Source organism: Nocardia sp. NPDC050710 (assembly GCF_040654375.1).
In the GTDB taxonomy this organism is placed as follows: domain Bacteria; phylum Actinomycetota; class Actinomycetes; order Mycobacteriales; family Mycobacteriaceae; genus Nocardia.
Genome location: NZ_JBFAHV010000020.1, coordinates 1 through 25,059 on the forward strand (window position 1 = coordinate 1; position 25,059 = coordinate 25,059).

Annotated in this window: 22 protein-coding genes and 2 pseudogenes; 13 read left to right on the top strand and 11 right to left on the bottom strand. The window is 65.9% G+C overall.

From position 1 onward, the window contains the following. Positions 1–329: 329 nt before the first annotated feature. Entirely contained in the window at positions 330–1,283 is a 954-nt protein-coding gene (locus tag AB0H61_RS27805) for an NAD(P)-dependent alcohol dehydrogenase (RefSeq protein WP_357310146.1), read from the top strand. A 186-nt stretch (positions 1,284–1,469) separates the two neighbouring features. Beyond that, positions 1,470–2,639 carry an SMI1/KNR4 family protein gene (locus AB0H61_RS27810; protein ID WP_357310148.1) on the top strand — a complete coding sequence of 390 codons (1,170 nt, stop codon included), beginning with the start codon at positions 1,470–1,472 and terminating at the stop codon, positions 2,637–2,639. A 473-nt stretch (positions 2,640–3,112) separates the two neighbouring features. On the opposite strand, the pseudogene AB0H61_RS27815 reads toward AB0H61_RS27810, so the two are convergent. Beyond that, positions 3,113–3,253, bottom strand: a pseudogene (locus tag AB0H61_RS27815) (transcriptional regulator); the annotation flags it as partial. 100 nt (positions 3,254–3,353) lie between these two features. Here AB0H61_RS27815 and AB0H61_RS27820 point away from each other — a divergent pair. Next, the gene (locus tag AB0H61_RS27820; protein WP_357310150.1) at positions 3,354–4,073 is read left to right on the top strand and encodes an SDR family NAD(P)-dependent oxidoreductase; all 720 of its coding nucleotides are present in this window, start codon (positions 3,354–3,356) and stop codon (positions 4,071–4,073) included. 12 nt (positions 4,074–4,085) lie between these two features. Here the strand turns inward: AB0H61_RS27820 and fabG are convergent, their stop codons facing one another. After that, complete coding sequence (fabG, locus tag AB0H61_RS27825) at positions 4,086–4,838, bottom strand: 3-oxoacyl-ACP reductase FabG (protein ID WP_357310152.1); 753 nt, start codon at positions 4,836–4,838, stop codon at positions 4,086–4,088. A gap of 50 nt (positions 4,839–4,888) precedes the next feature. After that, entirely contained in the window at positions 4,889–6,037 is a 1,149-nt protein-coding gene (locus tag AB0H61_RS27830; protein ID WP_357310154.1) for an acyl-CoA dehydrogenase family protein, read from the bottom strand. 122 nt (positions 6,038–6,159) lie between these two features. Here AB0H61_RS27830 and AB0H61_RS27835 point away from each other — a divergent pair, with 122 nt between their 5' ends. After that, the gene (locus tag AB0H61_RS27835) at positions 6,160–6,813 is read left to right on the top strand and encodes a TetR/AcrR family transcriptional regulator C-terminal domain-containing protein (RefSeq protein ID WP_357310157.1); all 654 of its coding nucleotides are present in this window, start codon (positions 6,160–6,162) and stop codon (positions 6,811–6,813) included. 13 nt (positions 6,814–6,826) lie between these two features. Here the strand turns inward: AB0H61_RS27835 and AB0H61_RS27840 are convergent, their stop codons facing one another. From AB0H61_RS27840 to AB0H61_RS27855, 4 genes and pseudogenes are all read right to left on the bottom strand, one after another. Then, complete coding sequence (locus AB0H61_RS27840) at positions 6,827–7,432, bottom strand: HAD hydrolase-like protein (RefSeq protein WP_357310159.1); 606 nt, start codon at positions 7,430–7,432, stop codon at positions 6,827–6,829. A 70-nt stretch (positions 7,433–7,502) separates the two neighbouring features. Beyond that, positions 7,503–8,948: an alkaline phosphatase D family protein gene (locus tag AB0H61_RS27845; RefSeq protein ID WP_357310161.1), complete on the bottom strand. Its 1,446-nt coding sequence runs from the start codon at positions 8,946–8,948 to the stop codon at positions 7,503–7,505. A 40-nt stretch (positions 8,949–8,988) separates the two neighbouring features. After that, a pseudogene (locus tag AB0H61_RS27850) lies at positions 8,989–9,153 on the bottom strand (alkaline phosphatase); the annotation flags it as partial. A 141-nt stretch (positions 9,154–9,294) separates the two neighbouring features. Further along, entirely contained in the window at positions 9,295–9,681 is a 387-nt protein-coding gene (locus AB0H61_RS27855; RefSeq protein WP_357310163.1) for a MerR family transcriptional regulator, read from the bottom strand. 100 nt (positions 9,682–9,781) lie between these two features. Between AB0H61_RS27855 and AB0H61_RS27860 the strand changes: the two genes are divergently transcribed. Then, entirely contained in the window at positions 9,782–10,246 is a 465-nt protein-coding gene (locus tag AB0H61_RS27860) for a hypothetical protein (protein WP_357310165.1), read from the top strand. A gap of 138 nt (positions 10,247–10,384) precedes the next feature. Beyond that, positions 10,385–10,837 (top strand): pyridoxamine 5'-phosphate oxidase family protein, encoded by a 453-nt coding sequence (locus AB0H61_RS27865; RefSeq protein WP_357310167.1) that lies wholly within the window; start codon positions 10,385–10,387, stop codon positions 10,835–10,837. An 8-nt stretch (positions 10,838–10,845) separates the two neighbouring features. Here AB0H61_RS27865 and AB0H61_RS27870 read toward each other — a convergent pair whose 3' ends face one another. After that, positions 10,846–12,411: an alpha/beta hydrolase gene (locus AB0H61_RS27870; protein ID WP_357310169.1), complete on the bottom strand. Its 1,566-nt coding sequence runs from the start codon at positions 12,409–12,411 to the stop codon at positions 10,846–10,848. A gap of 194 nt (positions 12,412–12,605) precedes the next feature. On the opposite strand from AB0H61_RS27870, the gene AB0H61_RS27875 reads away from it, so the two are divergent. Further along, the gene (locus AB0H61_RS27875; RefSeq protein ID WP_357310171.1) at positions 12,606–13,991 is read left to right on the top strand and encodes a hypothetical protein; all 1,386 of its coding nucleotides are present in this window, start codon (positions 12,606–12,608) and stop codon (positions 13,989–13,991) included. Between the two features lie 167 nt (positions 13,992–14,158). Here AB0H61_RS27875 and AB0H61_RS27880 read toward each other — a convergent pair whose 3' ends face one another. Beyond that, a complete protein-coding gene (locus AB0H61_RS27880) occupies positions 14,159–14,566 on the bottom strand; it encodes a nuclear transport factor 2 family protein (protein ID WP_357310174.1) in 408 nt (135 codons plus the stop codon). A 158-nt stretch (positions 14,567–14,724) separates the two neighbouring features. Continuing rightward, complete coding sequence (locus AB0H61_RS27885) at positions 14,725–16,140, bottom strand: amino acid permease (protein ID WP_357310176.1); 1,416 nt, start codon at positions 16,138–16,140, stop codon at positions 14,725–14,727. 467 nt (positions 16,141–16,607) lie between these two features. Between AB0H61_RS27885 and AB0H61_RS27890 the strand changes: the two genes are divergently transcribed. Together AB0H61_RS27890 and AB0H61_RS27895 are read left to right on the top strand one after the other, a co-directional pair. Continuing rightward, a complete protein-coding gene (locus AB0H61_RS27890) occupies positions 16,608–18,119 on the top strand; it encodes an NAD(P)/FAD-dependent oxidoreductase (protein ID WP_357310178.1) in 1,512 nt (503 codons plus the stop codon). 196 nt (positions 18,120–18,315) lie between these two features. Continuing rightward, on the top strand, positions 18,316–19,329 hold the full coding sequence (locus AB0H61_RS27895; protein WP_357310180.1) for a serine/threonine protein phosphatase: 1,014 nt from the start codon (positions 18,316–18,318) through the stop codon (positions 19,327–19,329). Between the two features lie 288 nt (positions 19,330–19,617). Here the strand turns inward: AB0H61_RS27895 and AB0H61_RS27900 are convergent, their stop codons facing one another. After that, on the bottom strand, positions 19,618–20,007 hold the full coding sequence (locus AB0H61_RS27900) for a helix-turn-helix domain-containing protein (protein WP_357310183.1): 390 nt from the start codon (positions 20,005–20,007) through the stop codon (positions 19,618–19,620). An 88-nt stretch (positions 20,008–20,095) separates the two neighbouring features. Between AB0H61_RS27900 and AB0H61_RS27905 the strand changes: the two genes are divergently transcribed. The 4 genes from AB0H61_RS27905 to AB0H61_RS27920 all read left to right on the top strand — a co-directional run bounded on the left by AB0H61_RS27905 (position 20,096) and on the right by AB0H61_RS27920 (position 25,019). Further along, on the top strand, positions 20,096–20,914 hold the full coding sequence (locus AB0H61_RS27905; protein ID WP_357310185.1) for an NAD(P)H-binding protein: 819 nt from the start codon (positions 20,096–20,098) through the stop codon (positions 20,912–20,914). Next, complete coding sequence (locus AB0H61_RS27910) at positions 20,881–21,309, top strand: PPOX class F420-dependent oxidoreductase (protein WP_357310187.1); 429 nt, start codon at positions 20,881–20,883, stop codon at positions 21,307–21,309. The genes AB0H61_RS27905 and AB0H61_RS27910 overlap by 34 nt, the downstream gene beginning before the upstream one ends. A 39-nt stretch (positions 21,310–21,348) precedes the next feature. Next, on the top strand, positions 21,349–22,233 hold the full coding sequence (locus AB0H61_RS27915) for a haloalkane dehalogenase (protein ID WP_357310189.1): 885 nt from the start codon (positions 21,349–21,351) through the stop codon (positions 22,231–22,233). A 350-nt stretch (positions 22,234–22,583) separates the two neighbouring features. Further along, positions 22,584–25,019, top strand: a complete 2,436-nt coding sequence (locus AB0H61_RS27920) for a P-loop NTPase fold protein (RefSeq protein WP_357310191.1) — start codon at positions 22,584–22,586, stop codon at positions 25,017–25,019. Positions 25,020–25,059 lie beyond the last annotated feature (40 nt).

Genomic DNA, 25,059 nt, shown 5'->3' on the forward strand with positions numbered 1-25,059 from the left:
CCCGACATCACCTGAGCACCCACACATCCAGATGATGCAATAGCCAAACCCCGACCGATCGGTTCCACGTACCCCGCACAACCCTCACATCGGCATTTCAGTGCGTTGGTGGATGTCGAGATAGTCTCGGCCCGTTAGATCTTTGGGGTGTTTCGCGTGGCCTGTCGGACCCGCGCGTCACGCGGTAATGCAGGACGTTGCTGGTGTGCGGGAGAGGGTTCGGCGAGTCGCGCCGAATGCCGACGCACAGTTCGCCGGTCGCGGGGCGGCCCGCCGACTAGAGTTTGTCGTGTGTCAGGCTGTCGCTCGATCCTCGGTGCTGGAATCGCATGAGGGCCGTCGTGTACGACCGCTACGGCGGCCCCGAGGTGCTGTCGATCGCGGAGGTCCCAGCGCCTTCCCCAGGGCCGAAACAGGTGCTCGTCCAGGTGCACGCGACGTCGATCAACCTCTCCGACTGGGAGACACTGCGGGGGACGCCGCTGTATTCGCGCATCGGCGGGCTCCGGGCACCCAGACCCCCGGTTCTCGGATCCGATATCGCCGGACGGGTCGAAGTCGTCGGCTCCGAGGTCACACTGTTCGCACCGGGTGACGAGGTCTACGGCGACAATCTCATGCTCAAGGGCGGGTTCGCGGAATATGCCGTTGTTCCTGAATCGGCGCTGGCTCACAAACCGGCGTCGCTGAGCTTCGCCGAGGCGTCGACGCTGCCACAGGCGGGGGCGATAGCACTGCAGGGCACCGCCGGCATCGCAGCCGGTATGTCGGTGTTGATCAACGGAGCGGGCGGCGGGTCCGGAGCGTTTGCGATCCAGTTGGCCAAGAGTGCCGGGGCGCATGTGACCGGGGTGGACAACGCCGCCAAACTGGCGTTCATGCGCACGCTCGGCGCCGACGAGGTCATCGACTATCGCGCTGAGGACTTCACCCGAACCGGACCGTACGACCGGGTACTCGACCTCGTCGCCCACCGGTCGGTCTTCGCTTATCGCAGGTCGGTCGCGCGTGGCGGCCGGTACCGCTGCGTCGGCGGCACCACGCGCGCGTTGCTGCGGTTGACGACGGTCGGAGTGGTCGCCGGAATGGTGACCGGCCGCGGGCTCGGGGTCCTCGCGGTGAAGGAAGGGCCCGCGCACTTCACACCCCTCGCGGAGTCGTGTGTCGCGGGACGGATCGGTATCCACATCGACCGCAGTTTCCCCCTCGACGAGACCGCGAATGCGCTGGCCCACGTCGGTGCGGGACGCGCCCTGGGCAAAGTGGTGGTCGAGATCCGCTGATCGGCACCACCGGATGTTGTGAGCCGCAACCGGTCTGGCCCGCTGGCTACCACGACGTGGCCGCTTCGCTCAGCGCGGTAGGCGGCATTTGCGGATATGTCGAAGAAGGGCCAGTACCTCTCCTCACCACGATCTCGGCCTGCACCCATGCCGAACTTGTCGGCGGCTGGTCGTAGCGTTCATGGAATGAACTGGAGACCGTGGTTGGAGCTGTGGAGCGAGGAATGGATCGCCAGCAGAGATCCTGATGAGTTGGATCCCGAGGTGGTGCGGCAGCGCTGGCTCGGGTACGCCCCGGCCGCCGAGGCCGACGTCGCCGCGGTCGAGCAGCGCCTCGGCCTGCGGTTGCCGCCCTCCTATCGCAGCTTCCTGCTGACCACCGATGGATGGCGCCATGCCGGGGAATTCGTGCGGAAGATGCGTGACACCACCAATCTGGGATGGCTGCGTGACCTCGAACCCTCCTGGGAGTCCTGGGCCGACCTGATCACCGAGCCACCGGTCGACGCGCCGGGTAACCCGTTCAGTCGCGGGCTGCTGATCTCGCTGTACGCCGACGTCGGAGTCCTGTTCCTCGACCCGGCCGACCGCGACGAGAACGGCGAGTGGGCCGCCTACAGCGTGTTTTCCTGGGGGGAGTTCCCGCAGCGGTATCCGTCGTTCACTGCCCTCATGGAAGCGGAGTACCAAAGCCTTCATCGAATACGTCAGCCGGCGGGCAAAACCCGTGACAGCTGGGATCTGGTGGCCGAACAGGCACGAGGCGAAGCCCTTTCCGGGGACATCGACACAGCCATGGCGGCCCTGGAGAAAGCCCAGCATTTCGGCCAGTCACGCGCCACGGTCTTACAAACCCAGCTCCAGATGTTCCTCAGCACCTCTTCCCCCTACGATGCCTCCCGGATCCTTTCGCGTGTGCTACCGCTGGCACCCGTTCCGGAGGGATTCTTCACCGGTCCACTGTTCACCGACGAGTTCGTGCCATGCATGTTCCTGCAACACGCACACAAAGAACCCTGGTATGCCTCCGCGCTCGACGTTGCCCAGATCGTCGACGACCCCGGGGGCGAGATCAAACGTGCCATCGACGGGCACCGGGCCCGGGTGCAGGAGCCCGGCTCCCAGCTCTCCTACGGTAACCAAGCATTCGACGCTGCGGTACGAAAGGCGCTCGCGCAACACCACTCCGACCCGGCGGCGCTGTGGCATGCGCTCGAGGCCGCGATGGCGCATTGGCAGCCCCGTACGCCAGATCACATCGCCCCGGTCGCGTTGCTCGCCGACCCGGTGCTGGCGTACAGCCTCACCCCGGAACGCGGCCGCGCGCTGTTGAGTCAACCGCGCAGCGGCCGCTGACCCGGCGAGGCTGACCGAATCGGTTCCTTCATCGGTTGCGTGCAACCGGGCGACAACTCGGTCCTGACCGCACACCCGCACCGGCCCGCGGATCATCTGCGACCACGCCGGATAGCACGCTCATCGGCAATTTGGTGGGTTTGGCCGACCCAGAGGAGTAGGGCCAGTTGATCTTCCATAGCCCAGCGCTGGCCGCTTCGGACCGGACGGAATCGCCCAGCGGCTGACGTGAGTTCGGGGATTCGTGGCCGAAACCGCTGGCCTGCAACGAGCACGCCAGCGTGGCAGCTGGCGGGCTCGGTGAGGGGCAACGGGCCGTCTCCGCCGTGGACGCGGCGAACAATGTCGTCCACCGACCGGCTCGGCGGGATCCGGCGCGCCGCGACCACGCCACCTGCGTGAGACTTTCCGCTCACGCCCACCTGCCACCGCTCACCGGCTCAGGCGAGCGTTTAAGGAGTGCGTAACCGATATGTCACCCCGGCGAGCTGCGCGACTTCCTCGCGTCGCAGCCCGGCCACCTGACGGCGCGGCCCGGCAGGCAATCCGACATCGCGCGGTCCGATCCGGGCACGCGCCTGTCGCAGCAGTGCGGCGAGCTCGGTGCGGTCCATGGCTCGATGATGCCGCAGCTCGGCCCGGATGGGGTGGTACCGCCGATCCCAGGAGTTGCCCGCCCTGGCGAGGCGTCGAAGGCCGGGCGAGGCTCGGATCATGAATTCCACCACCACGGCCCTGGTCACCGGGGCGAACAAGGGATTGGGCCGGGAGACGGTCCGCAGTCTGGCGGCGAAGGGCTGGCGGGTCTTCCTCGCCGCACGTGACGCCGACCGCGGTAAGACGGCCGCCGCCGAATTGGCCGAGTCCGGCGCTGATGTCGAATTCGTGCACCTGGATGTCACCTCCGCCGAATCCGTGGCCGCCGCGGTCGCGGCGGTCCGCGAACGCACCGACCACCTGGATGTACTCGTGAACAACGCGGCCATCGGCGGCACCTTCGCGGCACCGCCGGAGTGCGTCGCCGCCGATTTCCGGGAGGTATTCGAAACCAACGTATTCGGCGTCGTCGAGGTAACCCACGCCTTCCTTCCGCTGCTGCGTGCCGCCGCCGTACCGCGGATTGTCATGGTCTCCAGCGGAATCGGCTCACTGAGTCGCACCTCCGACCCGGAGCGCATCGAATCCACCCTGCTCGGGCTGCCGTATCCGTCGTCGAAGACGGCATTGCTCGCGATCACCTCGCAGTATGCGCGGGCGCTGCCGGAGTTCCGCATCAATGCCGTCGACCCGGGCTACACCGCAACGGATCTGAACAACAACTCCGGCCTCCAGACCGTTACCGAGGGTACCGATGCGATTGTCGGACTCGCCTCGATCGGCCCGGACGGACCGACCTGCGGATTCTTCGATCGAGTCGGTCCGGTGCCCTGGTGAGCGTGGGCCTGTTCAGCGGGCGCCGCCGTTGACGTACAGCGTCTGACCGCTGACGTAGGAGGCATCGTCACTGGCAAGGAATGCGATGACCGAGGCCACCTCCTCTGGAAGCCCGACCCGGCCGAGCGGTGTGCGAGCCGCCACGGCCTCCTGGTGGTCCGCCGCCGACATGCCGACGCGGTCGGCGGTGGCGGCGGTCATGGCGGTGGCGATGTAGCCGGGCGCGACCGCGTTGACGGTGATGTTGTACGCGCCGAGTTCGATAGCCAGGGTCGCGGTGAGGCCCTGGATCCCGGCCTTGGCCGCGGCGTAATTGGCCTGGCCGCGATTGCCGAGGGCGGAGCGGCTGGACAGCGATACAATCTTGCCGTATTTCTGGGCGACCATGTACTTCTGCGCGGCCTGGGTGCAGTGGAAGACGCCGGTCAGATTCACCGAGAGCACCGACTCCCAATCGTCCTCGGAGAGCCGGAAGAACAGGTCGTCGCGGGTGATTCCGGCATTGTTCACCAGAATGTGCGGCCCACCGAGATCCGTTGCGATCCGGGCGAATACGTCGCGCACCGAGCCGCGGTCGGTGACATCGCAGACGTAGGCGCGCGCGTCACCGCCCGCGGCGACGATCTGTTCAGCGGTGTCGTCGGGTGCGTTGCGGTCGAGTACCGCGACGCGCGCGCCCTCGGCCGCCAACCGCAGCGCGGTAGCCGCGCCGATGCCCTGTGCCGCGCCGGTGACGACGGCGGTTCGGTCGGTGAATCGGTTCATCGTTTCGCTCCTCGATGGATATTGCGGACGTGCGGCGGTGCCCGACGCCCTCAGAATGCGCTGATACCGGTCAATGACCGCCCGATCAGCAACTTCTGGATCTGGCTGGTGCCCTCGTACAGGGTCATGACCTTGGCGTCACGCAGGTATTTGCCGACCGGGAACTCGTCGATATAGCCGTATCCGCCGAATACCTGGAGCGCCCGATCCGCCGACCGCACGGCGGCCTCGCTGGCGAACAGCTTCGCCTTCGACGATTCGACGGCGAAGTCCGCACCGCGGTCGATCAAATCGGCGACACGCCAGACGAGGAGGCGGGCCGCGTCCACATCGAGTGCGATATCGGCGAGCAGTTCCTGTACCAGCTGGTGCCCGGCGATCGGCTTGCCGAACTGTTCACGCTGCGTGGCATACCCGACCGCGGCGTCGAGGCAGGCCTGGGCGATTCCGACGCAGCCCGCCGCCACCGACATCCGGCCCTTGGCCAGCGCCGCCATCGCCACGCTGAAACCCTTGCCCTCGCTGTGCAATCGGGCGCTGTCCGGCACCCGCACACCGTCGAGTACGAGTTCGGCGGTGGCCTGTCCGCGCAGCCCGAGTTTGCCGTGGATGGTGCGGGCGGTGAAGCCGGGGGAGTCGGTGGGGACCAGGAAGGCGGTGATACCGCGGTGACCCGCTTCGCCGGTGCGGGCGAAGACCAACGCGATATCGGCCCAGGTGCCGTTCGTAATGAAGATCTTCGTGCCGGACAGCACCCAGTCGTCGCCGTCGCGCATCGCCCGGGTCTGTAATTGCGCGGCGTCGGATCCCGTGCCCGGTTCGGTGAGTGCGAAGCAGCCGAGTGCGGTGCCGGTGGTGAGTCGCGGCAGCCAGATGTGCTTTTGCTCGTCGGTGCCGAAGTGATGGATGGACTTGGCCACCAGCCCGAGTGATACCGAGACGATGCCGCGCACCGCGGAATCGCCGCGCCCCAATTCCTCCAGGACCAGGCAGTAGGTGAGGTGGTCGCCGCCGCTGCCGCCGAACTCTTCGGGAATGGTGAGCCCGAGGAATCCGAGTTCGCCGAGTCTGCGGACGATTCCGGGGTCCACCGATTCGGCCTGATCCCATGCCGCGGCATGTGGGGCGATCTCGCGTTCGACGAAATCCGCCGCCATGCGCTGGGCGGCGGACTGTTCGTCGGAGAGTTCGAGGTTCACGGCAGCTCCAATAAACTAACGGTGGTAGTTGGCCGCCAGGCTAATGGCGTTAAACTAACGGCGCAAGTTTCTTGGCCGGACTCGATGTCGCGGCGTACGAAGCGCCCGACGAGGAGGTGAAAGTGGGAAGACCGCGAAAGCCACTGCTCAGTCGCGACCGCATCGTGGCGGCCGCACTGGCCCTGGTCGACGCCGAGGGGCTCGAAGCCGTGTCGATCCGCAGGCTCGCCACCGAACTGGGGGTACAGGGACCATCGTTGTACAACCACGTCGCGACCAAGGATGAGCTGCTCGATGCCATGGTCGACACGGTCCTGGGCACCGTGGATCTCTCGATGTTCACCGGCGACGCCGACTGGTACCGCGCCCTGCGGACCTGGGCCAGGTCTTATCGCGCCGCTCTCGCCGCCCATCCGAAGCTCGTTCCGGCGTTGAATCAGGGCATGGGTCGACGTCCCAATGCCCTGCGTCAAGCCGATGCCGTCTTCGGCGGTCTGGTGGCCGCCGGTTGGCCACGCCGCGAAGCTACCCAGGTGGGCGCGCTCATGCGATTCTTCGTCACCGGATCCACCCTCGGTTCCTTCGCGGGCGGTTTTCCCGATGACGCGTCCGTCTACCGGGGCGTCTACCCACACCTCGACGAGGCCCACCTGCTGTCGGGCAAGCAGCGCGAGATCGACGACGCCGCCTTCGAAACCGGGCTGCGAGCCTTGCTGGACGGATTGACGCTGCGCTTCGAAGCGCTCGGCACGGCACCGAACGCGCCCCGATCGTAGTCCTGGCCGGGGTTCAGGCCGCGAAGTCGGCCAGCCAGCCGGGGAACTCCATCAGATCGGTCAGGATGACGTCCGCGCCCGCCTCGTGCAGTTCCTCGGCGGTACACGGCCCGGTGGTGACGCCGACCGCGACGACGTCGGCCGCGCGGGCGCCGCGCATATCGCCCTCGTGATCTCCGACGAAGACACTCGCCCCGTATGTGGCGAGCGCGGCTGCTTTACCCGCGGACCACAGATCGCCCGCCAGATGGTCGACCTTCCAGCCGAGCTCGTCGACATGCAGCTGCGCATGCGGTTGATGTTTGCCGGTGACGACCAGGATGCGCCCACCGCGGGCGATGACCGCGTCGAGTGCGGCGTCCGCGCCCGGCATCGGCGGGATGGTCGGCACCAGCGACGGGTACAACTCGCGATAGCGGGTGACAAGAGTGGGGACGAGCTCCGCGGGCGCGCCGGCGTCGGCAAGCAGCACGGCCAGCGGCGGACCCAACCGGGTCGAGAACTTCTCGCCGTCCAACGGCATATCGAACTCGACGGCCAGCTGATCGATGGCCCGCGCGACCCCCGGGCGCGAGTCGATCAGCGTCATATCGAGGTCGAAGCCCACCGTCAGCGTCACAGGTAGACCCTATCGACCACTCCGTCGCCCCGGCCCATCGGCAACCGGGATCCCGGAACCCGCCTCCAGCTCATCGGCCGGAGGTCGGTGGAGCCGCCTGTCCCGCACCGACCCCTGAGGCCCGATCGATCGGTTCGTCGGGCCGCCATGCCTCGGTGACGCCGGGTACGCCGTCCTCCACCACGAAACTGGCCCGCGTAGCGATGGGTGCGCCGGGTTTGCGGACGTACGGCACGACACGAAAATCACTGCGCCACACCCCGTGGTCGAGTTCGACCCGCACATATCCGCGTTGCGCGTTGAAGAATTTCAGGTCGGGGTTCGCGGCGAGCAGCGTGCGTCCGGTCTCGTTCATATCGGCGCCGTCTCGACCGGTGGTTATGGATGTTCCGATGAACTCCGACGCCACGACCGGCGATTCGGCATCCGCGTAATCGCGGCGCAGATTCGCGGCGCAGTTCTGGTGCCGATCGCCGGTGATCACGACCAGGTTGTCCACGCCGCGATCTGCGGCGGCGCCGAGGACGGTATTGCGGTCGGCGACGTATCCGTCCCAGGAGTCGGTGCCGACGGCCACACCGGGCCCGACGTCGTAGTCGGCTTGGCCCATCGCCACTTGGTTGCCGAGGATCTGCCAGCGGGCGGGGGAGTGAGCGAGACCGTCGATCAACCAATCACGTTGTTGCGCACCGAGTATCGTGCGATCGGTGGCGAACCGCTCGGCGCAATCCGCGACCAGCCCACCGTCGCCGCAGACCTGGTCGTTGCGGAACTGTCTGGTATCGAGCATCGTGATCTCCGCCAGATCACCGAAGGCGTACCGGCGGTGCAGTCGCATCGACGGCCCCGCGGGGAGTTGCGCCAGCCGCATCGGTTGATGTTCGTACATGGCTTGGAAGGCGGCGGCCCTGCGGCGGCGGAACAATGGGGGAATGGCCCAGATATCGAGGCCGACTCCGGGACTGCCACCCGCCCAATTGTTGTCGACCTCGTGATCGTCCATGGTGACCAGCCAGGGGAAGGCCGCGTGTGCGGCCTGAAGCGGCCGTTCGGCCTTGCTCTGCGCGTAGAGCAGCCGGTATCCGGCGAGGTCGACGGCCTCGTCACGCAGTGACGGCTCGAGCACCATGCCCTCGCGCCCGCGCACGAACGTCTTCTCGTAGATGTAGTCACCGAGGTGTACAACGAGATCGAGGTCCTCGGCGCTGAGATGTTCGTGGGCGGTGAAGTAGCCGGAACTCCACGATTGACAGGAGGCGAAGGCGAAACGCATGCGCGCGGTGGGTTGCCCAATCGGGAGAGCCGTCCGGGTCCGTCCGACCGGGGAAATCGCCGAACCGGCTCTGAACCGGTAGAAATACCATCGATCCGGCTCCAGTCCCCGCACCTCGGGGTGCACGCTGTGCGCGAGTTCCCGTGTCGCGATAGCGGTTCCGCGCGTCACGACCTGACGGAAGTTCTCGTCGTGCGCCACTTCGTATTCGACGGTGACGGGCGCCAGCGCCGCCGAGGCCACCCGGCAGGAGCGGATCCGGCGCCAACCGTGTCCACAGGACCACACCGTCCGAGGTCGGATCGCCCGAGGCCACCCCCAGTGAGAACGGGTCGCCCAACCAGCGCGGCGCGAGATACCGCGCACTGCTCGCTGTCGCGGCACCGGCCAGCACCGCCGCCGATCCGGCGGCTCCGATCCGCAACAACTGCCGCCGAGACAGGCCCATATCTCAGGGTAGATCGAATCGAGGCATTCTCTCCGATTCGGGGTTCCGGTAGAACCCGCGTAGAAACAACGGATTTGGTGTAATCCGTTGTCAGAGGGACTGTTTTGGGTTCCAGCGGTAGGTCTTGGTGGTTGTGCCGAGTCAGCCAGGTGTGGTCGGTTGGTTGGAGCAGTGGGGGCATCGGCCGGTGTGAGTGGCTTCGAGCACGGCCATCGCGCTGTCGCGGACCTGCTGGAGGTGGGCGAGTTGGCTGTCGATGCGGCCGATGACCTGTTCGAGTCGCCAGCGTTGGTTGGCGCACGTGGCGTCGCCGGCGTCGAGGCCGCCCAGGGCGTCGACGACTTCATCGAGGGTGAATCCTAGTGCTTGGAGGGATTTCGTCAGTTTGATCCGGTCGGCGGCGTCGGGTCCGTAGCGGCGGTATCCGGACGGTTCTCGGTGTGGGGTGGGCAGGATGCCGCGGCGTTCGTAGTAGCGGACGGTGTCGACGGTTACGCCTGCCTGTTCGGCGATTTGGCCGATCTTCATGGAGTGCCTCTTTCGAGATCAGGTCTTGACTCTGGACCCGAGTCCAGAGTTTACCGTTGTCGGTGACAGGTCACCACATTGAGAACGAGAAACGGACGCGATGACCGATAGCTACGAGATCCCGGACGAGGCGCCCATCGTGTGCACGATCAGGCCCGGCGCCGACGAGCAGGCGATGATGGAGGTCTATCGGGGGTTGTTCGGTGCGGGGTTCCTCGGTGGTGAGCGCACCGAGTGGGGCGTGCGCTGGCGGTTCCGCGAGGACGGTGATGTCGAGGCGCGGGTGCGGCGGCAGGCCGATGCCGAGGCCGGGTGCTGCCCGTTCCTGCGGATGTCGGTCACCGTCGTCGACGCGACAGTGGTGTGGGATGTGGTCGGTCCGGCGAATGCGAGCGCGTTCCTGGACGAGTACGTCCAATTGCCGCGGACCGTGTTCGGCAGTGTCGAGGTGCTGCGCGAGCGCACGATCGCCTCGGGTATGACCTTCGACGATCGACGTCAGTCCTCGAGGTTCGACGGGTTCGGCGCGCTCGTGAAAGACGGCGGCGCCGAACTCGGCGGGTAGCCGTTCACGATCGCGGCCGGGTGGGCGACGCCCGGCCGCGTTGATGGGGTTCGGGGCCGGGCAACACGCCACGCACAACGCGGCGCGCAATACCAAGGCATGAGGATTCGCGGTAGTATTCGAATACATGTTCGATACATGGATCGGAGTGTCCTACCCATGCGTCCGCTACGCCCGGCTGAGATCGCGGAGCTCTTGGCCGATGACCTCGTCGCGCATCTGGCGACGATCGACGCGTCGGGATACCCGCATGTCACGCCGATCTGGTTTCTCTGGGACCGCGGAGCCTTCCGGCTGACCAGTTTCGCGGAACGCCCGCACCTGCATCGCATCCGGGCGAATCCACGGGTCGGGCTGGTCATCGACCGCGAGGCCGGACTACGGCCCGACGGCGAGCGTCCGAACCGGCAGATCCGGGTGATAGGTGACGCCCGGCTCGCGGAGGATCCGAATGGCATGTGGACCAGCCGAATTCGGGAGAAGTACATCGACGATCGGATCGCACCCGGAGCGGCGCAGCGGGATCTCGGGCGGGCCCGAATGCTCATTACGATCATCCCGGACCGCCTTCTCGCACTCGCCGGTAGATAGCCGAATCATCAATTGCGGCAGCGGGTTCCGCGTGCGGGCAGCACGCCGTCGAATAGGAAGCCGAGCACGATCCCGTCGACGCACTCCGAGCCGTTGTCGAAAGCGATATGCCCGTCGTGCTCGTTGACCACCAGCACGGCATCGGCCAGCGTGGCCGCCACCTTCTCCGCGTCTTCCAGCGGTGTGGCGGGATCGGCGGTGTTGTTCACCAGCACGATGGTCGGGGCTCCCTCCGCCCGCACGGCATGCGATTCCATGGTCGGCGGAACCGGCCAGAACAGGCATACCGGCGTGCTGAATACGCGATTCGCGCCGAACAACGGCGAGTTCACCGCGTGACGTCCCGCTCGCCTGCTCAGCTCATCGAGAATCTGATCCTCGGTCAGCGAGCGGTAGGCCCTCGGGTCGTCGTTGGCGCACTGGACCGCCCAGAACGCCGGGTCGGAGCTGGAGAATTTGCCTTTCTCGTCGCGTCCCACGTACCGGTCGGCCAGCCTGGCGAGCCCCGTCCCGTCGCCGCGCTGCGCATCCACGATGGCCTGCTCGAATCGGTGCTGATAGCTCTCGTCGTACGTCGCTTCGAACAGGCCGATCAACGCCAGATTCGAGCCGAGTGTGCGCCCATCGGAGACCGGAATGGGCTGCTTATCGATTCGATCGATGAGTTCGCGCAGCGACTTCATCGCCGCCGCCGCGTCCCGGCCGAGTGGGCAGTCGGCGCGCGCCGCGCAGGTGGCGAGCATGTCATAGACCACCTGGTCACGTGGTGCGAGTGGCTCGGGATCAGGCTGATAGTCGCTTTCGGGTTCCCAGCGATCGGTGTGAAAGCTCGGATCGTCGACGGAGTCCAGTAACATCCGGCCGACCCGGTTCGGGAATTGTTCGGCGTAGTACTGCCCGATCACAGTGCCGTAGGAGAAGCCGAGGTAGTTCAGCTTCTCCTCGCCGAGTGCGGATCGCATGATGTCCATATCCCTGGCGACGAATTCGGTGCCCACCAAACCCAGCAGTTTGCCGCTGTTACGCAGGCAGGCCCCGGAATAGCGGCGGTGTGCGTCGGCGACCGTGCGCAGCTGCTCCGGGGTGGTCGGCGTGAAATCGGTGGCCAGGTAGGCATCGGTCGCCCGATCGTCGAGGCAGCTGATGCCCGCCGTACGGCCGACGCCGCGCGGGTCGAACCCGACCAGGTCGTAGCGGACGCGGAATTTGCGCAGGCCGGTGTCGTGCGGGTCGAGCGCGGCGAGAACCTGCTGATATCCGGATTCGCCCGGCCCGCCGGGATTGATGGTGAGCACGCCGATGCGGGCTGCCCGGTTGGTCGCGGGCAGCCGGATCAGCGGCATGCTGATGGCCATCGCGCCGGGGTCTTCGTAGTCGACCGGGATCCGGATCGCACCGCACTCGGCACCGGGATCCTTCGGGCAGGGTTGCCACTCGACGCGTTGAGACATATAGGCGGCCAGTGTCGGCAGCGGTGGTGGTGACGGAACGGGGTTGCCGTCCACCGTCGCGCAACCCGTCACGATGAGTACGACGGTCGACAATGCCGCCGCTAGAGCGAACGGACGTCGCATTCTCCTCCCCCTCCGCCGAGCTTGCCGGACAGCGACAGATCTGCCCCCTTCGAGTATCTCCGGAAATGGCCGATATGTGTTGCGACAACCCGTTCCGGCATGCGCCGATCTTCCGGATCCTCGCGAGCCCAGCTGTGGCGGCGGTAGTTTGAAATGCGACGCCTGCCCGCCTCGTAGAAAGGCCGACTCGCGCTATGGCCTCCGATCCGTTCCCCGACCTGCTGGCACTGTTCCAGCGGACCGCGGCCACCGTTCCCGCCTACCGAAAGTTCCTCGACGAGCACGGCATCGATGCGGGCGATGTCGTCGACGCGGCCGGATTCGCACGGCTACCGCTGGTCACCAAGGACAACTATCACCGGCGCTACGGGCTGCCGCAGCGGTGCAGGGGCGGGGACCTGACCGGGTGCGATCTGATCGCCGTATCGTCGGGATCGACCGGGACGCCGACCTTCTGGCCGCGTTCCGCCGCGGACGAAGCGGCCGCCACCGCGCGGTTCCGGCAGGTGCTGGTCGACCGCTTCGGCGTCGCCGAGCGCGGCACCCTCGCGGTCGTATGTTTTCCGCTCGGCACCTGGGTCGGCGGGCTGTATACGGTGGATTGTCTGCGGGGACTCGCCGCCGAATTGCCGCTGACGATCATCGCGCCGGGCAACAACAAGGCCGAGATCCTGCGGGTAGTACCGGAGCTCGGCGAATTCTTCGACCAGGTAGTGCTTTTCGGGTATCCGCCGTTCCTCAAGGATGTGATCGACTCGGGTCTGCGCGCGGGCCTGGACTGGTCGCGGTACGAGGTGAAGCTGGTGCTGGCCGGCGAAGTGATCAGCGAGCAGTGGCGCGATCTGATGGGCGTGCGCGCGGCGCTCGATCCGGAGCGGGATGTGGCGGCGCTGTACGGCACCGCCGACGCCGGGGTGCTCGGCAACGAGACCCCGCTGAGTGTGCGCATCCGGCGTTTCCTCGCCGACCGGCCCGTGGCGGCGCGGGAGTTGTTCGGCAGCGAGCGGCTGCCGACGCTGTTGCAGTACGACCCGGCCGATCGATACTTCGAAACGGTCGACGGCACACTGGTATTCACCGCCGACTCCGGGGTACCGCTGATTCGATACCACCTCGCCGACGATGGCGGCGTGATTCCCTTCGAGCGGCTGCGGGACTTCTGCCGGGCACACGGTTTCGAGCCGGGCGAGGGCCCCGAGTTGCCGTTCGTCTACGTATTCGGGCGGTCCTTCCACGCGGTATCGGTCTTCGGTGCAAACGTCTTTCCCGAGACGGTGACGATCGGGCTGGAGCGGCCCGCGATCAGCGATTGGGTGACCGGGAAATTCGTGCTCGAGGCGTGGGAGGACGCGGACCGTGACGTACTGCTGCGCGTCACCGTCGAACTGGCTCCCGACGCGTCGAATACGGCCGAGCGGACCCGGCTGGTCGCCGAGTCCGTCCGGGATGAGCTGCTGCGGCGCAATAGCGAGTACGCGAATTACGTCCCGGCCGAACGGCACCTACCGCATGTCGAGCTCCGTCCCGCGGGGGATCCGGACTACTTTCCGGTCGGCGTGAAGCACCGCTATACGCGCTGAGTCACACCCGCGACCGAATGCGCCCGGTGTATCGCGTGATTCACGTGGAACTCCGGATGCACTCGGTGCCGTCCTCGTCGGCGCAGCCGAAAACTGCTGCGCAGCAGGGTGATACCGGATTCGATGCACGCAATGCACGTTCGCATCGAACGCCGCTGTCGGGCGGTTCAGGACTCCGCGAGGTCCAACGGGAAGCTGTGATGCTCGTGCACCACGATCCAACGCTCCTGCTGTTTGCGCAGTCCCAAGGTGAGCCGGAGGCGTCGCGCCGGATCGCGGGCGAACTCCTCGGCGGTGCCGCACAGCACCAGCGCGTATGCGAACGCCACATCGCCACCCACCTCGATATCGAGTGAGACGATATCGAAGGTCGCGCCCTGTGCCTGCCAGTCGAAGAAGCCGGGCCAGACATCCCGGTACGCGTCGATGCCGCGCACACCCTCGTTGGGTGGCGGCACGTCGAACATCACGATGTCGGGGGCGTGGTCGGCGAGGGTTCCCGCGATATCGCCCGCGTGGACCGCCGCCGCCCACCGTTCGATCAGTACTCGGATCTGCTTCTCGTCATCGGACATATCGACTCGTCGTCCTTTCCGTACGGCCGCTGAAGGGTGCGCGGGCCGCAGCTTTCCAGAGAGCGTGCCGAAAACCGCACCGGCGCGCAATGAAACAGGTTCCGGGCGCACCGATTTCGTGCCTTCTCCCAATCTGCCCGGCATCGATCGCCGAGTATCTACCGTTCGACGGAAACCGCGACTCGCGTCGCCTCGAAGACCGAATGCCTGCGGCCGTAGCCCAGGTACACCGCCACACCGATGGCGACCCAGACCGCGAACCGCACCCAGGTCAGTCCGTCCAGCGTAAACGCCATCAGCGCACAACCAGCCAGCGCCAGGATCGGCACCAGCGGGACCAGCGGGGTCCGGAAAGGGCGTTCCCGAGTCGGCTCCAGCCTGCGCAGCACCAGTACACCGACGCAGACCACCGCGAACGCCGACAGCGCGCCGATATTCACCAGCTCGACCACGATATCGATGGGCAGCAGTCCCGCGATGGCCGCGCAGCAGACGCCGAGCACGAGTGTCAGCCGGACCGGGGTGGCTCGCTTGCCGGTGGCGGCCAGGTGTTGCGGCAGCAGCCCGTCGCGGCACATCGCGAAGCTCAGCCGGACCTGGGCGTAGACGATCAGCAGCAGCCCCTTGGTGAGAGCGATGATCGAGGCGATGATGATGACATTGCCGATCCAGCCGATACTCAGCGCGCCGAAGGCGGTGGCGATGGGTGCGCCGTTGTTCAGCGACTCGAAGGGCGCCACGCCGGTGAGTACCAAGCTGACCAGCGCGTACAGCAGGGTCGCGATGAGCACCGTGCCGATGATGGCGAACGGCACATCGCGCTTGGGGCTGCGCGCTTCCTCTGCCGACGCCGCGACCACATCGAAGCCCAGGAATGCGAAGAAGGCGATGGCGGCCCCACCGATGACGCCGCTCCAGCCGAACGGGGCGAAGGGCACCCAATTGCCGGGATCGATGTGGGGCGCACCGACCGCGACGACCAGCACCAACACGCCGATGGTCACCGCGACCAGCGCCTTGGTGATGCGCGCGGTCAGCGTCACTTCGCCGACCAGCACCGCCACGATCGCCGCGATGATCAGCACCGCGGGCAGATTCACGATGCCGCCCTCCGCGGGCCCCGCAGTAATGGCGGTGGGCAGCGTGATCCCGAATATCGAGTTCAGGGCGGAAACCGTGGTGCCGGACCAGCCGATGGCGACCGCCGCACCCGCTATGACGAATTCGAGCAGCAGATTCCACCCGACGAGGAACGCTGGACCTTCGCCGAGGGTGGCGTACGTGTAGGTGTAGGCGCTGCCCGAGACCGGCACCATCGCGGCCAGTTCGCTGTAACAGAGCGCCACCAGGACGCACACCGTGCCTGCCAGTACGAAGGACAGCACAATCGATGGACCGGCCTTCTCCGCCGCCGCGACACCCGTGATGACGAAGATGCCCGCTCCGACGATGGTGCCGACCCCCATCGCCGTCAGATCGACCCGGCCGAGGCTGCGCTTGAGCGCCGCACCCCCCGCCGGTGTCGCGTCATCGGGCATGCGGCGGCGCCACCGCCGGTCTGGTGCGCTGGTCATCGAGTTCCTCCCGAGGCGAGCGATCACCCTCGCCTCCGCTAAGAAAATGGTCTGTCGGGCCGCCCGGTAGGGCCGAACCCGACAGACCATTGTCGCCACAACCACGACCAGACCGTTAACTGGGGTGTTGCAGTGCCTGCGACAATGCACCGGCAGCAACCGACCCCACCCGCATATCAGCATTCGGCAGGGTCGTCGAGTGCGTCCGTCCGAACGCCGTGGCAGGTTGCAGCCGAGCCGCTCCGCTCTACCCGCGGCTGGGAATATTGGCGCCGGTCGGGGTTGGCTTCGTTTCGAAGCCGTTGGCCTCGGCGGCTGCCCCGACGATTGCGGTCACGGTTTGAAACCGACGCGGTTCAACTCTTGCATCACCCGCTGGCAGAACTAGACGTAACTGGCGATAACATGTAATCTGCAAGAGCTCGGCCGAGGGCGCCCGGGTGAGACCAGACGAAACGAGTACCTCAATGACGCGGCATGTCGACGTACTGATCATCGGCGCGGGCCTGTCCGGAATCGGCATGGCCTGTCATCTGACACGCGAGCAGACCGGACGCAGCTATGCGATCCTCGAGCGCCGCAGCGCCATCGGCGGAACGTGGGATCTATTCCGTTACCCGGGCATTCGCTCCGACTCGGATATGTACACCTTCGGCTACGGCTTCCGGCCGTGGAACGGCACCAAGGTGCTCGCCGACGGCCCGCATATCCGCCAGTACGTCGAGGACACCGCCGCCGAGTACGGCGTCACCGAACACATCCACTTCGGCCGCCGGGTGACCACGGCGCGCTGGTCCAGCGTGGAAGGCATCTGGACGGTCGAAGCGCTCGATGAGCAGACCGGCGTCACCGAGGTCTTCACCAGCAACTTCTTGGTCGGCTGTACCGGCTACTACGACTACGACAATGGATATCGCCCCGAGTTCCCCGGTGAGAAGGACTTCGGCGGGCAGATCGTGCACCCGCAGCACTGGCCGGAGGACCTCGACTACCGCGGTAAGCGTGTCGTGGTCATCGGCAGCGGCGCCACCGCCATCACCCTGATCCCCGCCATGGCCGAGGATGCCGCGCACGTCACCATGCTGCAGCGCTCACCCACCTACATCACCGCGCTGCCCGCCGACGACCCCGTCGCGGTCGGCATGAAACTGACCAAGGTGCCCGCGAAGATCGCGTACCGCCTCGGCCGGGCCCGCAATATCGCCTTGCAGCGGGCCAGTTTCCAACTGTCCCGCACCAATCCCGAGGCCGCCAAGAAGCTGCTGCTCGGCGCGGTCCGCATGCAGGTCGGATCCGATATCGATATGCGCCATTTCACCCCGTCCTACAACCCGTGGGATCAACGCCTCTGCGTCGTCCCCAACGGCGACCTGTTCAAGGTGCTGCGTAGCGGGAAAGCGTCCATCGTCACCGATCGCATCGCCACCTTCACCGAAACCGGCATTCGCCTGGAGTCCGGCGAGGAACTGCCCGCCGATATCGTGATCAGCGCGACCGGTCTGCGCGTGCAGATGCTCGGCGGCGCGACCCTCGAGGTGGACGGCGAGCCGGTCGTGACCCGCGAGCGTGTCGTCTACAAGGGCGCGTTGCTCAACGACATCCCCAATATGCTGATGGTCCTCGGCTACACCAACGCCTCCTGGACGCTGAAGGCCGACCTCGCCGCCGAATACTTCTGCCGCGTGCTCAATCACATGCGGGACAGGGGCTACACCCGGGTCGTCGCCGTCGGCCGCGAGGGTGACCGCGGCGCCGACTCGGTCATGGGCGGCGCGCTGACCTCCGGCTACATCCAGCGCGGCGACGCCGTCATGCCCCGGCAGGGCACCCGCGGCCCGTGGCAGGTCATCAACAACTACTTCCGCGATCGCAAACTGCTCCGCAAAGAGCCGCTGGAAGACGGGGTGCTCACCTTCGGCCGGACCGACGACCAGACCGGCGAAACCGAGCCCACCCTCCTCGGCACCCGCACCGCCTGACCACATCAACGGGCCGCGCGGCGGTTGTCAGCACGAATCTACTTGCGGCGCAGATGAGTTCGCCATGGGGTAGTGACTGGTAAGGACCGTATTCAACTGGTCTGTACTCCCCGGATCACCTCGTTGAGTCGTGGCCGGTTTCCTTGGACTGCCTCACCACAAGCGGTCGACCACCCGGTGGTGGCAGAATCGTGCGATGACTGCCGCCAGGAGCGACCGCCACCAGAGACTGTCGGCTTTCCTGGCTTCTCACAACGACATTGAGCTCGGCGAGCTCATGGCCACGGGTCGGTCCAACAGTGTGGGAGTGGGCGGCGGCTCGGCAGTCCTCGACGCCGACGGCGTGCCAGTGTTCGCCAAGCGCGTCCCGCTGACCGATCGAGAGCTCGCTCATTGGGGCTCCACCGCGAACCTGTTCGACCTGCCAGTGTTCTGCCAGTACGGTATCGGCGGCCCGAGTTTCAACGCATGGCGTGAGCTCGCTGCGAACGTCGTTGTCACCGATGGCGTTCTGGCTGGTGAGACGCAGTCGTTCCCGATGCTCTACCACTGGCGGGTTCTGCCCGGCCGGTCGCCGGTCGCGGCCGAACATGCCGACATCGACACGGTGGTTGCCGCCCAGGGCGGCAGTCCAGCCGTGCGTGCCCGACTCGAAGCGCTGGCCGCTGCACCGTCGAGCCTCGTGCTGTTCTGCGAATACATCCCGCACCCGATGTCGGACTGGCTGCGCGAGAACCCGGCCGGCAAGGCAGCCACCGTCGAGCGGCAGTTTTCAGAGATTGTGGCGTTCCTGGACGATCGGGAGCTGCTGCACATGGATTGGCACTTCGGCAACCTGCGCAGCGATGGGGAGCGGATCTATCTCAGCGACTTCGGGCTGGCTACCTCGCCGCATTTCGACCTCTCGCCCGCCGAGCGCGACTTCGCCGAACGCCACGCCACTCATGACGCCGACTACGCCGCCATGCGACTGGTCAACTGGCTGGTGACCGACGTCTGCGGAATACCGATGCCGACCAGCGGCGGCCCCGTCGCCCGCAATGAGTACGTACTCCGGTGCGCCACTGGTCACATCCCAGACGACGTGCCGCCGGTCGTGGCCGCGATCCTGGTCCGGCACGCACCTGCCGCCGCGAAGATGAACGCCTTCTACTGGAAATTGTTCGGCGGCGACATCCACGCGGAATACCCGGCTGGTTATACGCGATAGTGTCAATACGCGCTGCGCGGCAACGCCTTTCGGCGTTCTGCCATTACACACCAACTGAGGGCCTGGGCGTGCCAGAGGTTGATATCGGCCTGGGTGCACTCACTGAGCTGGGTGCCGCGCTCATCGAGCCAGGCCAGGAACCGGGCTCTTCCTCAACCGCGCTGATGTGTCAGCGTTCGAACTGCTCGGCGTTCTTGTAGGCCGGGAACGGAATCCGGCGCTGACGCCGGATTCCGCGCGAACGTTCATTCCGGTGCCGAAACACCGGATCACTACCACTCCTTCGGATCAGGTTCGACGGTGAGAGGCCCGGTCGCGGGCGTCGTAGTCCTGTCGGGCCTGATCGACCTTGTCCAGGTTGACCGACCATTCGGCGAGTGTTGCGAAAAGTGGTGCCAGGCTGCGCCCCAGTGCGCTGATCTCGTACTCCACCCGGGGTGGGACCTCGGGGTGATAGGTGCGCACGACAAGCCCGTCGCGTTCCAGTTGCCGGAGCCGCTGCGTCAGGACCTTGGGCGTGATCGTTGTGATGCGGCGTTCCAGCTCGCTGAACCGTTGCCGCCCGAACTCGTTGAGCGTCCACAGAATCGGCGTGGTCCAGCGGCTGAAGACGAGATCGACCACCGGAGCGATTGGGCAAGCCAGTTCCGGAGGGACCTGCGATGTGGTCTCGGTCACCTGAAATCCACTTTCCTCTAGGTACCTACTAGCTCCCGGATAGTAGCGTCGCCGAGTGCGTTGAACGATCGCGGAATAGGAGACCGAGATGATTGTGGTGACGGGAGCGACCGGAAATGTCGGACAGCCGCTCGTGCGGGCACTCGTCCGGGCTGGTGAGCCGGTGATCGCCGTGTCCCGGAGCGAGATCGGGGTACCGGCGGGAGTCCGGCATCACCAGGCCGACTTGGCCGAGCCGCAGAGCCTCGAGCCAGCCCTCCAGGGAGCTGCGGTGTTATTTCTGCTCACCTCCCCGGACTTCATGGCGAACGGCAATATCCATGCCGTCCTCGACGTCGTGCGGGCGGCCGATGTTCCGCGCGTGGTGCTGTTGTCGTCCCATGGCGTTGGCACGGGACGACACCCTTCGGTGCTGGAAGACGCTGTCGAGCAGTCAGGTCTGGAATGGACGATGCTGCGGCCGGGCAACTTCGACTCCAACTCGCTTCAATGGGCCGATATGGTCCGTACACAGCGGGTGGTCGCGGCACCGTTCGGTGATGTCGCAATCCCGGCCGTCGACCCGGCCGACATCGCCGAGGTAGCCGCCATCGCGCTGCGCGAGCCACGACACCAGGGCAACATCTATACGCTGACCGGGCCGGAACCGATCTCACCCCGCCAGCAGGCCGCGGCGATCAGTGCCGCACTGGGCGAGTCGGTGCGGTTCGTCGAGCAGAGCCGCGCGGAAGCGCGGACCCAGATGCTGAGGTACATGCCCGAGGCGGTCGTGGACGCCACACTTGGCGCGCTCGGCACACCGTCTGCCGCCGAGCGGGCCGTCAGCCCCGATATCGAACGGCTCCTCGGACGCCCACCCCGCACCTTCGCCGAATGGGTGTCACGCAGCATTACAGCGTTCAAGTGACCGGCCGGAAGCCGCTGTCGGCCTCGGCCGAGGCCTTCTTGGCCGAACCGCTGTCTGCCACATTGACGACCATACGGCCGGACGGCTCACTGCACGCTGCGCCGGTTCGCTTCACCTGGGCGGGTGACCTGGGGCTGGCCCGGGTCATGACGGTCGGCTCCTCGCGCAAGGCCCGCAACCTGGCGGCGAACCCGGGCAGCCGCGTCGCCCTGTGCCAAGCGGACGGTTTTCGCTGGATCACGCTCGAGGGCACGGCGACCGTGTCCAACGATGCGCGCGAGGTGGCTGACGGCGTCTCCCGGTACGCCAGGCGCTATCAGTCGTCGCCGCCCGACCCGCCTGGGCGGGTCGTCATCACGATCGCGGTGGACCGCGTCACGGCCCTCAACATCTGACCTCGATGGTCGAACCAAATCTGAACACGGAGAAAGCACATGCCTGTCGCAGACGTCATTGACTCGACGATCTTCTACCAGGACATCGGCACCGGTGTGCCGCTGATCTTCCTGCACGGCAACCCCACCTCCTCGTACCTGTGGCGGAACATCCTTCCGGCCGTCGGCGACCCCGGCCGCAGGCTGGCTCCCGACCTGATCGGGATGGGGAACTCGGGCAAACCGGATATCGCCTACACCTTCGACGATCACTCTCGATACCTCGACGCATGGTTCGACGCTCTCGGCCTGGACGACGTCATCCTGATCGGACATGACTGGGGCGGCGCACTCGCCTTCGACTGGGCAGCCCGCCATCCCGGCCGGGTGCGCGGCATCGCTTTCACCGAGACGATCGTGAAGCCTATGTCTTGGCAGGAATTCCCCGAAGCCGGGCGTGAACTGTTCGAATCCATCAAGACCCCGGGTACGGGCGAGGCGATGATGCTCGACCAGAACATGTTCATCGAAATACTGCCCGGCGGCGTCGCCATCCCCCTCGCGATGGAAGATCTCGACACCTACCGCAAGCCATACCCGACCCGAGAGAGTCGAATACCGCTGCTGCAGTGGGCGCGTGCGATGCCACTAGGCGGGGAACCAGCCGACATCGTGGCCAGAATCGAACGGTACGACAACTGGCTGACGACCAGTGCCGAGGTCCCCAAGCTGCTGCTCACCTTCCAACCCGGCCCCGGATCAATGATGGGACCAGAACTCAACGCATGGTGCGCCGCCAACATCGCCGGTATCGAAATCGCCGAACACGATCTCATCGCTGGCCACCACACTCCGGAAGATCATCCCGAAGCGATCGCCACCGCCATCACCTCCTGGCTGGACAAGCACAACCTGCGAGCAGATGGCCATGGCAGCCGCAGCTAGCCATGTCCGAGCAACCGGGTCACTGACCGACACTCCGGTTCCCCGGCACTCAACGCCTGACACCCGCCCCGCCTGAATAGAGCAGCACGGCGACTTCAGGTTTCGCCAGCGGATTCCATCGACTGCCGCGACCAACGCCAACAGCGGATCCGGCAAGAAACAGCGACGGCCACAACCACTTACGTCATGCTGCGGGATCAACCTCCCGGAGCATGACGGCGCAAGCGCCGGATTCCGTTCGGCTGCACCACTACCCGCGCCGCGCGGCGGAAGAATGGCGACCCGCTGTCATGAGGCGGTAGCGTCCCCACTGCCAATTGTCGTGGTGATTCCAGAGCATGGGGGTGCGCATGCCCAGACTGCCCGATCCGCTGCGGTCGCAAGCGGTACTGATCGGTTGCGGACGGTACGAGAAGCTCGCCGACATACCGGCGATTGCCAACAACGTGCACGACCTCGCTGGACTCCTCACCGGCAATGAACTACCTACTACCACGGTGATCGACCCGGCTGATCCCCTGACGGTCTCCACCGCACTAGTGGAAGCGGCCGACAACGCCGACGACGTCCTGCTGATCTATTTCGCCGGCCACGGCCTGGTCGATGAGCGAGGCGGGTTGTATCTCGGGTTGCCACGTACGGACCCCGCCCACATGAGATGGACGAGTCTGCCGTATCAGGAGATCCGCGAGACGCTACTTCGGAGTCGGGCCGTATTTCGGATCATCATTCTCGATTGCAGCTACAGCGCAAGAGCATTCAGCCGTGACTCGATCAGCGATTCGGGTCCCGCCCGTGTCGCCGTCACGGCGACAGCGGCTCTCGGATCAGTCGTTCTCGCGTCATCCGCGCCCAATGAACACTCGTACTACTCGAGCGGCAGCCCGTACACGGCATTCACCGGCGAGTTGCTCAGAACTCTGTCGCAAGGAATCCCGGGCGGGTCCGAAATCCTTACTGTCGATGCTATTTACGCTAATGTCGCAGCCTCTATGAGAGCCCTCGGCCACCAAAGTCCTCTGCGGATGCAAACGAGTTCGAGGATTGGAGACGACGTCGGTCTGATCCGGAACCCGGCCTACGATCCGTCGAGAGAATCTGAACGTCCGCTCGGGGAGCCGACACCTGCCGACGTCGGCGGGCACACCATCGAACCGACGCCCGACCACGTCGATGAACCCGTAGGCGACGATATCGAGTGGTCCCACGACGCACCGGCGGTGACCGATCTACTGCATCGGGGTCCGATTGCGACGGTCATATCGATGCGCCTGACCGAGACTCACACGTCGCAGCCCACGACGTCGTTTCTGATGCATATCGATGGTCCGTGGGGAAGCGGTAAGAGTACCTTGCTGAACCTGCTCGAGACGCGACTGGACGGATACTTTCGGGTTGTCCGCTTCGACGCGTGGCAGCAGTCGCGATTGGCCCCCGCATGGTGGTCATTGCTGACAACACTGCGAGCGGAGGTGGCGACAGGGCGGAGTTGGTGGGTGCGCCCGTGGTTCCGTTTGACGGAATCGGTCGAGCGAATGCGACGGACCGGGGCCACCTATGCGACCGCCCTCGCGTTCACGATCCTCCTCGCCGTCGTCGTCGGCTATTTCATCTACCCCAAGGACTCGACGGCCGCGAACTGGTTATCGTTGGCGCGCATAGCGGCGGCGGCAATCACGGTGCTCGGCGCGGTGTGGACAGGAGCATATTTCGCTGCGCGTCTACTCCTGTGGGATTCCATACGGGGCGCCCGGCTCTTCGAGCAAACCCAAGTCAACCCGATGTCTGAGATCGCCGTGCACTTCCGATGGCTAATCGATCGCTCCGACAAACCGGTGGTCTTCTTCATCGATGATCTCGATCGCTGCGCGAAGGAATATGTCGTCGAGTTCCTCGACATGATCCAGACGTTGGTTCGGAGCGTGGGAGGCGCAGCCGGCCAACGCCGGGCTGCCTACTTCGTCATCGCGGCTGATGGCATGTGGTTACGGCGCAGCTACGAATGCGCGCATGATTCATTTGTGGATATGTCGGCAGACCTCGGGCGGCCGCTGGGTTACTTATTCCTGGACAAGCTGTTTCAGCTCACGATCCCGATGCCCGCGCTGACCGGTACGGCCCGATCGTCCTTTCTCGACAATATGCTCAGAATCGCCGCATCGACCGAAGCGACTGCGGCGCAGGCTTTTCCATCGGAGCCGCCGACTGCCGAGCCCGACAACGATCCACGCCCGGGCCGTCTCGGCCGTTTGATGGCGCGAACGCGGCCGCGCACCCGCCAAGCCGAGCCGTCACCGGAAGAATTGCGGCAAAGCATGCTGGATCGATTGCAGGAACTGGAAGAAGGGCGCGCGCGTCAAATCGTCACAGCCATGTCGCGGAGCTCCGAACGTCGGCGTACGGAACATACCCTCCGGAAGTTCTCCGAGGTCATCGGACACAATCCGCGGTCAGCGAAGAAGTTCGTCAACACGTATAGCATCATCCGGTCGATCCGATTCCTCGAAGATGCCCATCCGAACCCGGATACACTCGCGCTCTGGTGTCTGATCAGCGTGCGATGGCCGAATATCGCGCACCACCTGGCCGACCATCCGGAAGCGGTGGCCGGTATCGCGGATCCGCTGTGGCGCTCTGATCATTTCCCCGAGGAATTGCGCACTGCCGCAGCGCTAACCGAGTTGCGCGGTGTTGTCATGTCGACAGACGGCGGTCCGCTGACGCCGGCGCTCATCCGACAGTGTTGCGGAGCCAAATATCCCGCTGTCGAGCAGTCCAAGCTGTAGGCTCATTCGAATTCAGCAGTTCGGCCCCGTCCGCACTGGA

Bases quoted from the DNA above. Each gene is read 5' to 3' on its own strand.
- AB0H61_RS27865 (WP_357310167.1), top strand. From the start codon at position 10,385: ATGGATCGGAGTGTCCTACCCATGCGTCCGCTACGCCCGGCTGAGATC.
- AB0H61_RS27885 (WP_357310176.1), bottom strand. From the start codon at position 16,140: ATGACCAGCGCACCAGACCGGCGGTGGCGCCGCCGCATGCCCGATGAC.
- AB0H61_RS27875 (WP_357310171.1), top strand. From the start codon at position 12,606: ATGGCCTCCGATCCGTTCCCCGACCTGCTGGCACTGTTCCAGCGGACC.
- AB0H61_RS27855 (WP_357310163.1), bottom strand. From the start codon at position 9,681: ATGAAGATCGGCCAAATCGCCGAACAGGCAGGCGTAACCGTCGACACC.
- AB0H61_RS27890 (WP_357310178.1), top strand. From the start codon at position 16,608: ATGACGCGGCATGTCGACGTACTGATCATCGGCGCGGGCCTGTCCGGA.
- AB0H61_RS27910 (WP_357310187.1), top strand. From the start codon at position 20,881: ATGGGTGTCACGCAGCATTACAGCGTTCAAGTGACCGGCCGGAAGCCG.
- AB0H61_RS27860 (WP_357310165.1), top strand. From the start codon at position 9,782: ATGACCGATAGCTACGAGATCCCGGACGAGGCGCCCATCGTGTGCACG.
- AB0H61_RS27905 (WP_357310185.1), top strand. From the start codon at position 20,096: ATGATTGTGGTGACGGGAGCGACCGGAAATGTCGGACAGCCGCTCGTG.
- fabG (WP_357310152.1), bottom strand. From the start codon at position 4,838: ATGAACCGATTCACCGACCGAACCGCCGTCGTCACCGGCGCGGCACAG.
- AB0H61_RS27870 (WP_357310169.1), bottom strand. From the start codon at position 12,411: ATGCGACGTCCGTTCGCTCTAGCGGCGGCATTGTCGACCGTCGTACTC.
- AB0H61_RS27880 (WP_357310174.1), bottom strand. From the start codon at position 14,566: ATGTCCGATGACGAGAAGCAGATCCGAGTACTGATCGAACGGTGGGCG.
- AB0H61_RS27820 (WP_357310150.1), top strand. From the start codon at position 3,354: ATGAATTCCACCACCACGGCCCTGGTCACCGGGGCGAACAAGGGATTG.
- AB0H61_RS27915 (WP_357310189.1), top strand. From the start codon at position 21,349: ATGCCTGTCGCAGACGTCATTGACTCGACGATCTTCTACCAGGACATC.
- AB0H61_RS27895 (WP_357310180.1), top strand. From the start codon at position 18,316: ATGACTGCCGCCAGGAGCGACCGCCACCAGAGACTGTCGGCTTTCCTG.
- AB0H61_RS27805 (WP_357310146.1), top strand. From the start codon at position 330: ATGAGGGCCGTCGTGTACGACCGCTACGGCGGCCCCGAGGTGCTGTCG.
- AB0H61_RS27810 (WP_357310148.1), top strand. From the start codon at position 1,470: ATGAACTGGAGACCGTGGTTGGAGCTGTGGAGCGAGGAATGGATCGCC.
- AB0H61_RS27920 (WP_357310191.1), top strand. From the start codon at position 22,584: ATGCCCAGACTGCCCGATCCGCTGCGGTCGCAAGCGGTACTGATCGGT.